Origin of the sequence: Lacinutrix sp. (genome assembly GCF_037625555.1) — a bacterium.
Classification (GTDB): domain Bacteria; phylum Bacteroidota; class Bacteroidia; order Flavobacteriales; family Flavobacteriaceae; genus Lacinutrix.
Genome location: NZ_JASJHV010000063.1, coordinates 1 through 2,971 on the forward strand (window position 1 = coordinate 1; position 2,971 = coordinate 2,971).

The 2,971-nt window shown below is 33.5% G+C and carries 1 protein-coding gene; it reads left to right on the forward strand.

Features of this window, described 5'->3' with window-relative positions; all coding sequences use genetic code 11:
* Positions 1–107: 107 nt before the first annotated feature.
* A partial coding sequence (locus QNK89_RS05060) for a LamG-like jellyroll fold domain-containing protein (RefSeq protein WP_340169903.1) occupies positions 108–2,971 on the forward strand: 2,864 nt, incomplete at its 3' end.

The window sequence follows — 2,971 nt, forward strand, 5'->3', positions numbered from 1 at the left end:
ATCGTCCTGTGCTTATCTAGAATATAGCGGAGTGCTAAAAAAAGGAAAATAGTAAAGAGCATTTTAATTACGAATTAAAACATAAAAGTCAATCTTGGTTTTCTAATATGAAAGAGGGTGCAAACTATTTTGAAATCAAAAGTAAATTTGATTTATATTTTGGTGACAAACAATTGGAAAGAAGTAAGCCTAGAACTTTGGGTGAAGCTTGGTTAAAATCAAAATTATATTATTTAGACGCAAATGGTGTTGTACAACCTGAGCCTAAAAATAAAAAAACATATGACTATAATACACCTTTAAATACTTTTGGTGTAAATACTACTACCCAAATTGGTTCTTGGGAATTATTAGGACCCGTTAATAGTTCAGAAACAGGTTATTCTCAAAGTGGAAATCATGGTGGTTATGTGTATTTAAATAGAATAGATCCTACAAATAATTTAAAACGTTTTGTTTCTTTTATTACTGGTGGTTTATGGATGACGAATGATGGAGGAACGAATTGGACTTTAGTAGATGCAAATCTACCAGATGAAAAATACTTAGATATAGATGTTGCATTATCCAATTCATCAATTGTATACGCTATAAGTGATAGCCAAGTAATAAAATCTACTGATGGTGGTTTAAATTGGGCTTCAACAGCATTAACCAGCGTTTCGTATTCTGGAAAAGCATATGACATTGCAGTATCTCCGATAGATCCAAATACTGTAATTGCCAGGTGGAGTAATAAAATTTACAGAACAATTGATGGTGGCGCAAATTGGAGTTCAGTACTTACAGACTTACCTAATCATAATTTATTTGATAGCTCTGTACATAGTGAAATGTTAGATTGGAGTACCACAGACCCTAATGTTGTGTATTCATTAAGCACAAGCCATAACAACGCTGTTACGGTTCACAGGTCGGATAATTCTGGTGCTAGCTTTTCTCAAATAGCAATATTAACATTAAGTGGTTCTGCTAATGGTCAAGTTGTTGGTTGGGCAAAATTGATGTTACCTACCACAAACAGTACTTCTATATACGTTGCTGTTGGAAGTGGTGATAATTCTTATGCACATACTGCAGCTCATTTATATAAAATTAATGCTACGACGGGTACTATAGAAAATACGAAAACAAATATGATTACAGGTATAGGAGACCCTTTTAATCATGCCCCTGTTTTGCATCATGGAGATATTTCTATGGATAGAAATGATGAAAATATAATTGTATATGGTTCTTATGGAAATCGAAAAATTCACATTTCTTTTGATAATGGAGATTCATTTACACTTTCTAGAGCAGAAACCCATTCAGATATAAGAACGATAGATGTTATTGATAATATTTTTTTAGTAGGAAGTGATGGAGAAACAGCTGCTTCAACAAATAATGGAAGAACACTAACAACATTAACAAACAGCATTAGCAATCATGAATTATGGGGGTTTGGTAGTGCCTTTAAAACCAATTTAATTGCATCTGGTAATAATCATGGCCCTGTAATGATAAAAGAAGCTGCAGATGGTTTTGATTGGTATAATGGGACAGGAGCTGATCAAGGAAATACAGACGTAAACCCTTTAGATGATCGATATATTTATAGTCAAGGGTATAGTAATTATAGATATTTTAGGACAGGGGCACATTCATTAATTAATGAATCTAACTTGTTAGATTTAGGTGGCATATACTCGTATTTTAATTCTATAGAATTTCATCCAAACAATTATTACACGATTATAACGCATCATGCGGGGCAATATCCTACAGGAAATCCAAATCGTAATATTTGGAAAAGATCGCTTATAAAATCGGAAGACAACGGAAACAGTATTTCCATTATAAAAACATTCGGTACCCAAGTCTTTAGAGAAAAAATTTCAATGAAAAACCCTGATCATATGTATGTTGTTGAGGGAATCAGTAATAATAAATTATGGTATACGAATGACGCTGGAGCTACCTGGACAAATGTAACACCAAGCTTAGGTGAATCTTCAAGGCAAACAAATATTTCAGATGTTGCGGTTAGTGACGAAAATCCCAATGAAGTATGGTTAACCTACAGCGGTGTGCAATCAACCTGTAAAGTTTTGAAATCAAGTAATTACGGAGCAAGTTGGACAAACTTAACACAAGCAACATTGTCAAACTTCCCAATCACTAAAATTGTTTTTCAAAGAGGTTCAAATGGCGGTGTATATGTAGGTGCTAAAAATGGTATTTATTATAAAAATAATAGTATGAGTACTTGGGAAAAATTAGGTAATGGATTGCCTATGGCAGAAATTAGATTTATTTTTATAAATTATAATGAAAATAAACTTAAAATAGGAACTTCTAGGGGAGCTTTTGCACACGATCTATATGAAATAAGTCCACCAAACGCATTAATATCTGCAAGTACAAAAAAATTAATTTGTCCAGTAGTGGAGAATGTTCAGTTTAAAGATTATTCGGTTATTAGAAATGCTACTGCAACATGGTCTTGGAGTTTCCCTGGAGGAACGCCCTCTACCTCCAATTTAGAAAACCCTGAAATATCTTATGCCAATGCACCTGATGGCTTTTATGATGTAACACTAACAGTTACTGATGACTATGGCACAAGTACACAAACATTATCTAATTTTATTGAAGTTTCAGTTCAATGTGGTACACAAACACCAGAATCAAAACCTGGAAATGTAGCTAGTTTATCAGGAGCGTCAAATAATGATTATATCAGTATAACAGATTTAAATCTAAATAGAAACTCTTTTACGTTTTCTTGTTGGATTAAGCCCAACGGAATTCAAGAGGACTACAGCGGTATATTTAGTGTGCAAGATGATGCGACATCCTTTATTTTAAACTTTAAAAACGGAAACAACACTATAGGGTTTCATCCTACCTGGTCCTGGTCTTCAGGTTTACAAGCTCCTGCAGATAGATGGTCTCATGTAGCTTTAGTTAGTAATGGTTCAAATGT